This is a genomic window from Pseudomonas sp. DrBHI1, assembly GCF_002205115.1.
GTDB classification, from domain to species: domain Bacteria; phylum Pseudomonadota; class Gammaproteobacteria; order Pseudomonadales; family Pseudomonadaceae; genus Aquipseudomonas; species Aquipseudomonas mosselii.
This window is the reverse complement of the sequence record NZ_NIBE01000101.1, coordinates 1-7,022: the sequence shown is the minus strand read 5'-3', so window position 1 is coordinate 7,022 and position 7,022 is coordinate 1. Positions and strand designations below refer to the sequence as shown.

Sequence of the window (7,022 nt, the reverse complement as noted above, 5' to 3'; positions counted from 1 at the left end):
CCAGCGCGCCAGCTGCAGGGCCAGCCCGGCCAAGTCGGCCTGGAGGATCTCGGCGCTGCCATGGGCCGCCAACTGATCGTGCTGCGCCTCAGACCACAGTCGATAGCACACGCCGGGCTCGAGGCGACCGGCACGCCCGGCACGCCCGGCACGCTGGGTGGCACTGGCGCGGGAAATGCGCTGGGTGTCCAGGCGGGTCATGCCGCTGCCGGGATCGAAGCGCGGCACCCGCGCCAGACCTGCGTCGATCACCACGCGCACACCGTCGATGGTCGGGCTGATACCCGCTCCACGCCCTAGCTAAGGGTAATGACGAAGTCACCAAGGCTATCAACGAAGACATCGCCAAGCTGCGCGAGACGAAAGCGATCGATGGTGCACTACAGGCATACGGTCTGAGTGCAGAGGGCAGAGGGCAGCAACGTGGGGACACCACGGGCTATCGAATAAGCTAAATGTAACAGGCCAGTGGCTTGGCTACCGGACTTCAACCTCATCCCTAATCCGTCCAACCACTTTCCCTCTCGAAGTGGGGCGCAGTCGGATACTGCCCCCACTACCTGGCTGACGTCTTCAATAAACATTGGAAATTTTTGCATTGTGGTGCAGCCGATACTCATCTGACTCTTGTGGCCGTTCTCTCGACTTGGCATTCTGCGTCTACATCCTGTGATGACACCATGCTTGGGTTGGAGCCTACAGGGCGAATATCCCAGCCTGCACCCAGGTGTGAGCTAACACTATTAGAAGTCACCGCTGTGGCTACTACAGCCCACGTGACACGCATAGAGCTTTAAAGAATTTCGCAAGGAATGAGAGTAGATAAATGGAAGTTTATAACGTTATAGCTAACAGCGCTCAGGTCACTTTCAAACCGTCCAATCGCATTTTTGGAAATAAGATTGATCTGATAACGGGAGTAAATGGCTCGGGGAAAACTGAAATACTGTCTATCATTGCCAATGTGCTAGGGCGCGAAGTTACGGATCAACCTAGTTTTTCGTTAGAAAGCACCGTCCAGGTATCTCGTTCCGCGCGACCCAGCCACGTAATCACACAGACATTCAGCCCTTTCTCACGTTTTCCGGCTCCCTCTGTTTTCTTTCACAATACCCCAATACCGATTCGTGACCCTGGCTATATAAGCAACCCTAAATATCTTTGCATAGGCTTCCACAGCGCTGGAACTTTCAGCACTAGGAATTTAGGGAAGTCAATCCTCGAACATGCAATTTATCGCATCAGCCGCGCTTCAGAAAGCATCAAAACAATTCTACGGACAATGCACAACCTAGGTTTCAGAGACAGCTTTGACATAAATTATATAATCAAAGATGGATTAAGACGCCTGCTAGATGTCTACAGCAGACAAATCCCTGGCAGCGTAGAGAGATGGCTACATACAAACTGGGGCTTGCGCCACTCTATGGTCCGCAACGAGTTGAATGCCGGAAGAACTGAGTTTGCCGAACTCCTAAAAACCGCCCTAGGATTATTAAGGCAAGAACTAGGCTACAATGATAAGGCGTTTTATTTAAAAATAAGCTCCCTTGAGCGAGGCCAATTTGATCTGGCATTACTACAGAGCCTAGCTTTACTGAGAAGGCTAGGTCTTTTGGAGTTAGACCAATTCCTCATTACAACACAAAGCGGAGCTAAAATTGAAGTTTCTGGTGCCAGTTCTGGTCAGCAGCAGATGCTTTGTTCGATAATAGGACTAGCTACAGCTTTAAGGGATGATTCTGTAGTCCTCATTGACGAGCCTGAGCTGAGCTTACATCCACAGTGGCAGCAAACATACCTCGATACTCTGATCTCCGCTCTGGAGCCCTTCAGGGGATGCCATGTCATTGTGGCCACTCACTCACCTTTAATTGTCCAACGAGGGCTCCAGCTAGGTGTCGGTGTCAGCGTGCTCAATCGTCCTGCTGATCGGTACACTGACACCTATGGAGTGACTTATCAATCGGTTGAGGAAACCTTGATTGATGTGTTCCATACCCCTGTCCCCGATAGTTTCTATCTAGCCAACGAAATTCTGACAGCCGTAGTAAATGCCGAATCAGGAACTGTATCGGAACGTAGGAAGGCGATTTCCGACTTGCTCCACTTTAAGGCAATTTACTCCAGTTCATCTGTTGACAATGCCTCAACACTTGAAATGATCGATAAAGCCTTGGCAGCGGTAGGTGAGTGAGACATGTATCGATCACGCACGGTAGCGACACGACTTTCCAACCTTTCAAGTTTAACCGGCGCCGAACATGATACGCTGCGAGACGCTGGAGCAGCTGATTGTACGATTTGGGGAGCTAAGCAAGGGCCTCATGCAGCCTTAATTCGCGGTTTTCGCCATGAGGTAAAATCCTACTATTGGCGTCAACAAAGCAGACGGTGCTGCTATTGCAGTAAGGAGCTTGATAGCCACCAAGGGTCTTACGATGCTGAACATATCATTCCGAAAAGCGCGTTTCCGCACTTAACGTTTGAGCTTGGCAATCTTGCGGTAACATGCAAAACATGCAATACAAGAAAGAAAGACCAATCAGTTCTGGTTGAAGACGGCGAGTGTGCAGAACTACCAATGAGCTCTGATGCCTACGTGATCGTGCATCCACACATCGACGACTGGGATGAATTCATGGAGCATGATAGATTCGGCCGTATTTCTGCGAAGCCTGGGAGTCCAAAGGGATCAGTAACTATTCGAATGTGCGGAATTGAGTTCCTGAATGCCGCGAGACTCGCAGACAACTTTCACCCGATGAACAATCCCCTGATACAAAAGTCCCTCGAAATTCTATGCAGCGACGGCAATAGGCAAAAGAAAATCAAGCAACTGCAGTTCTTAGATTTATTGGTAAACGCACGAAAAATGCAGGCGGCTCGCCCGATACTTGCGCTTCTACGGACAGAGATAGAGAGCATGCCTGATGTCACTCCTCTGGGAGGCTGAGACTTAATCTGCGGATAGGCCTCTAAATTGAATATCGTTTTTAAGCATTTATGCTTAGATCAAATATGGAGATAATTAGCTGCTTCCGTAACATCCTCGCTCACAAAAAAAGCCCAGCATCACTGCTGGGCTTTCTTCATCTTCTAACGTTACTTGCCGCGATTGGCGAACTGCTTGCGAACGCCTGCGAACTCGTCAGCGTTACGATCCTTGAGGTTCTGGTAGTATGCAGGGCGGCTGCCCCTACCGGCAAGCGGCAAGCAGCTCGCTGTAAGCGCCTCGTTGACGATATACACATGAGCACCTAAGAAGCGGATCTTCGGGAAGCTCGTGGTATAGCAGAAGTGTTCATCCTAGGACTGGTTGAATGTGGCCATTTACGACCAGATGGCGAACGTGAGTACGTAATACTCAGCAGCATCCATCGCCGACAGGACTTCCTACGTAAGCGCTCCATGAACCCCACATTCAAAGCGCTTACCTGATCCCCGATGCTGTGCTCCCGATTTCTTTCTGGAGTTCGCCGACCATGATGCGACCCGACGCCAAAGTCGAAAAAGTGTACCTCTACCCCAAGCCCGTCGACTTCCGAAAGTCCATCGATAGCCTGGCTGCGCTGGTCGAACTCGATATCAAAGTGGCGGTGTTCGACCCGGTGCTATTCGTCTTCCTCAACAAGCCGCGCAACCGCGTGAAGATCTTGTACTGGGAACGCAACGGCTTCTGCCTCTGGCTCAAACGCCTGGACTCCGAACGGCTCAAAACCTCACCCGATCCGACTGACGTGGCCATCGTACTGACCGTTCAGGAACTGAACTGGCTACTCGACGGCTTCAACCTCTGGCGCAACCGTCCGCATCAGGTTTTGACGCCTCGATACGTCGCCTGATTCGGTATAATTCGCGGCATGATTTCCATGCCCGAAGACCTCCCTGACGATCCTGTTCTGCTCAAGCAACTGCTTGAGCAGATGATCAACGAGCGCGCGTCCGACAGGGCAAGATCGTTCATCTCGAAGAGGAAGTTGCGCTGTTGCGCCAGCGAATGTTCGGGCCAAGACCGATCAGACAGGCGATGCGGCGACGCCACAGTTGCCGCTCTTCGACGAAGCGGAAAGCCTAGCAGAACCCTTGGATGAGGCCGGCGACGAAGAAGTCGTTGCACCGACCAAGCACCGTGGTAAACGCAAACCACTGCCGGCTGATTTACCGCGTATCGAGGTTGTCCACGAACTGCCCGAGCATGAGCTGACGTGTGCTTGTGGCTGCCGCAAACAGGCCATTGGTGAAGAGGTCAGCGAACAGCTTGAAATCGTCCCGATGCAGATTCGCGTCATCAAACATGTTCGCAAGGTGTATGACTGCCGCGACTGCGAGTCAGCGCCCGTAACGGCGGACAAGCCTGCCCAGGTGATTGAGAAAAGCATGGCTAGCCCGAGTGCGCTGGGCATGCTGCTCACCACCAAATACGTAGACGACCTACCGCTTCATCGCTTCGAAAAAGTGTTGGGGCGCCACGGTATCGATATCTCGCGCCAAACCCTGGCACACTGGGTGACTCAATGCAGCGAGCACTTCCAACCGCTGCTGAATCTGATGCGCGAAAGCCTGTTGAGCAGTCGGATCATCCACTGTGATGAAACACGTGTGCAGGTGTTGAAAGAGCCTGGCCGTGAGCCCAGTAGCCAATCCTGGATGTGGGTACAAACCGGCGGCCCACCTGATCGGCTAGTGATCCTTTTCGACTACGCCACCAGCCGAGCGCAGGAGGTGCCGACGCGCCTGCTGGATGGCTATCGCGGCTATGTCATGACCGACGACTACGCCGGCTACAACGCGCTGGCTGCACAGGACGGCGTGGAGCGGTTGGGCTGCTGGGCGCACGCACGCCGCAAGTTCGTCGAAGCGCAGAAAGTGCAGCCCAAGGGTAAAACCGGGCGCACAGACATCGCCCTGAACTTGATCAACAAGCTGTATGGCATCGAGCGCGACCTTAAGGACGGCAGCGATGAAGATCGTAGGGCTGCCCGCATGGAGCGCAGCCTGCCATTGCTGGCTCAGCTGAAAAGCTGGGTAGAGAAAACGCAACCTCAGGTCACGACGCAGAATGCCTTGGGCAAGGCCATCGGCTACTTGGCCAGCAACTGGAGCAAGTTGGAACGCTACGTCGAGCACGGCTGCTTACCGATCAACAACAACGCAGCCAAGCGTGCGATCCACCCGCTTGTCATCGGCAGAAAGAACTGGTTGTTCAGTGACACGCCCAAAGGTGCCACTGCCATCGCACAACTTTACAGCTTGGTAGAAACGGCCAAGAACCCTATGCGTGGCTGCGCCACGTACTGAAACGCCTGCCGCAGGCGTCCTCAATGGAAGACTACGAAGCGCTACTGCCGTGGAATTGCACACCTCAAATACACAGCTAGGTGCGCTGCCCATCCTTGGCTAGGTGGGGTTCATGGAGCGCTTACATAGCCATCCCCCCGCAGTATTCTTGGTACCCCTCTATGCAAAACGTTATATCCTTGATCGAATGAGCGAGGACATCTCTCCCGGCGCGCAAGGAGCAAACAATGGATTTTCACGCAACTACTAGCTGGTTGTGGGCCGGAATCAACCACGTGTTTTCAAGTTCGCTTGTGACCGCGTTGATCGGGGCATTCATCGGTGGGTACTTTACCATGAGGGCAACCCGTAGAACATTTGAGCGGTCAGAGGTTGCCGCGAAGAACGCGCGTGAGATTGCAGATCAGAAGGCTCACATTGATCGCCAAGTAATTGTCTACAACACCAGCCAGCTGATACTGGTTGAACTAACAACGGCATGGGATCTGTATTCGGAAGAATATGCGAGAGAACTCCTTGATCTCGAAGAGGGGTCGCCCTATGTGACCGTTTGGCCGATCGGTCAAAACCCCTTCCCCCTCTTTGACTCTGCACCGGAGTGTTTGGCAGAGCTGCCCCCAGACATCACAAAGCAAGCCATTCGCTTCTACATGCGAGCCAAAGGCATCATTTCCATGGTCGAAATGAATAATGCAGATTCTGAAAAAGCCCTCGACCACGCACGTACCGAAATGCTGCGCCGACAAGCTGAGTTTGCCAAGCAGTCTCGTTCGGCTGGAGAACTGACAGCCAAGCTCCAAGAGCTCTACGAGAGCGAAAGCATCCGGGTGGCTAAGCTGATAGGTATGGGATCGACAGCTGACGCCATGAAGCTAGTCACTGCCGAGGTTGACAGTTTAGTTGCCGACCTCAAGCTGCGGCTGAGCGGCCTTCCCCGTCCGCACTGGCGATAAGGACCGTCGCACCCACTTAAAAATAGGCGGAAACCATTGCCCTTAATGCTGGAGTGCGGGAGGTGGATTCGCCGGACGTTCCACATTACAGCTGAGCAACCTGCGGCAAGTCCTGCAAGAACTCGCGAACCTTAGCCCCGACGCTGCCGAGTCATTACCCTCATTTTGATCGCAGTTGAAAGTCACGTATCTCTTGGCTTCGCTCGCGCTGTAGCCTGAGCCACAAGGGGATCGTCGGGCCAAAAATGCTTGGGATAGCGCCCTTTCAGGTCCTTCTTCACCTCGGCATAGGTGGTGCGCCAGAAGTTGGCCAGGTCCTGGGTCACCTGCACCGGTCGGCGCGCCGGTGACAGCAGGTGCAGCTTGACCTGCTGGCGGCCATTGGCAATGCGCGGGGTGTCGGCCAGCCCGAACAGCTCCTGCAGGCGCACGGCAAGGATCGGTGGCTGCTCGCTGTAGTCCAGGCGAATACTGGACCCCGAGGGCACGGCCAGGTGCGATGGCGCCAGCTCGTCCAGGCGCTGGGGCAGCGGCCAGGGCAACAGGTTGCGCAGCATCGAGGGCAGGTCGAGGCTGGCGAAATGGCTCAGCCGCGACACCTTGCCCAGATAAGGTTGCAACCAGTCTTCCAGGCTGGCGAGCAAGGCGTCGTCGCCCAGATCCGGCCACTCGCTGTGGCCGTCCTTTTCCAGATCCAGCTGACGCAGCAGCGCGACGCGGGCCTGCCACTGGCGCAGTTCCGGGGTCCAGGTCAGCAGGTTCAGGCCC

At 54.3% G+C, this 7,022-nt stretch carries 5 protein-coding genes and 2 pseudogenes; 5 read left to right on the top strand and 2 right to left on the bottom strand.

The window, feature by feature from the left end; genetic code table 11:
* Nucleotides 1-288: pseudogene (locus CC207_RS20045) on the bottom strand (ATP-dependent helicase HrpB); the annotation flags it as partial.
* A gap of 538 nt (nt 289-826) precedes the next feature.
* On the opposite strand from CC207_RS20045, the gene CC207_RS20040 reads away from it, so the two are divergent.
* The 5 genes and pseudogenes from CC207_RS20040 to CC207_RS20020 all read left to right on the top strand — a co-directional run bounded on the left by CC207_RS20040 (nt 827) and on the right by CC207_RS20020 (nt 6,254).
* The gene (locus CC207_RS20040; RefSeq protein ID WP_081791628.1) at nt 827-2,197 is read left to right on the top strand and encodes an AAA family ATPase; all 1,371 of its coding nucleotides are present in this window, start codon (nt 827-829) and stop codon (nt 2,195-2,197) included.
* Between the two features lie 3 nt (nt 2,198-2,200).
* Nucleotides 2,201-2,956, top strand: coding sequence for an HNH endonuclease (locus CC207_RS20035; RefSeq protein ID WP_088852641.1), 756 nt, complete (start codon nt 2,201-2,203; stop codon nt 2,954-2,956).
* Between the two features lie 529 nt (nt 2,957-3,485).
* The gene (gene tnpB, locus CC207_RS20030; RefSeq protein WP_236180018.1) at nt 3,486-3,845 is read left to right on the top strand and encodes an IS66 family insertion sequence element accessory protein TnpB; all 360 of its coding nucleotides are present in this window, start codon (nt 3,486-3,488) and stop codon (nt 3,843-3,845) included.
* A gap of 18 nt (nt 3,846-3,863) precedes the next feature.
* Nucleotides 3,864-5,381: pseudogene (locus CC207_RS20025) on the top strand (IS66 family transposase).
* A 147-nt stretch (nt 5,382-5,528) separates the two neighbouring features.
* Nucleotides 5,529-6,254 carry a hypothetical protein gene (locus tag CC207_RS20020; RefSeq protein ID WP_028692301.1) on the top strand — a complete coding sequence of 242 codons (726 nt, stop codon included), beginning with the start codon at nt 5,529-5,531 and terminating at the stop codon, nt 6,252-6,254.
* 182 nt (nt 6,255-6,436) lie between these two features.
* On the opposite strand, the gene CC207_RS20015 is transcribed toward CC207_RS20020, so the two are convergent.
* On the bottom strand, nt 6,437-7,022 hold a 586-nt coding region (locus CC207_RS20015; protein ID WP_305880227.1), incomplete at its 5' end, for an ATP-dependent helicase C-terminal domain-containing protein.

Coding starts and splice junctions, on each gene's coding strand:
- tnpB (WP_236180018.1), top strand. CDS start 3,486: ATGATGCGACCCGACGCCAAAGTCGAAAAAGTGTACCTCTACCCCAAG.
- CC207_RS20020 (WP_028692301.1), top strand. CDS start 5,529: ATGGATTTTCACGCAACTACTAGCTGGTTGTGGGCCGGAATCAACCAC.
- CC207_RS20035 (WP_088852641.1), top strand. CDS start 2,201: ATGTATCGATCACGCACGGTAGCGACACGACTTTCCAACCTTTCAAGT.
- CC207_RS20040 (WP_081791628.1), top strand. CDS start 827: ATGGAAGTTTATAACGTTATAGCTAACAGCGCTCAGGTCACTTTCAAA.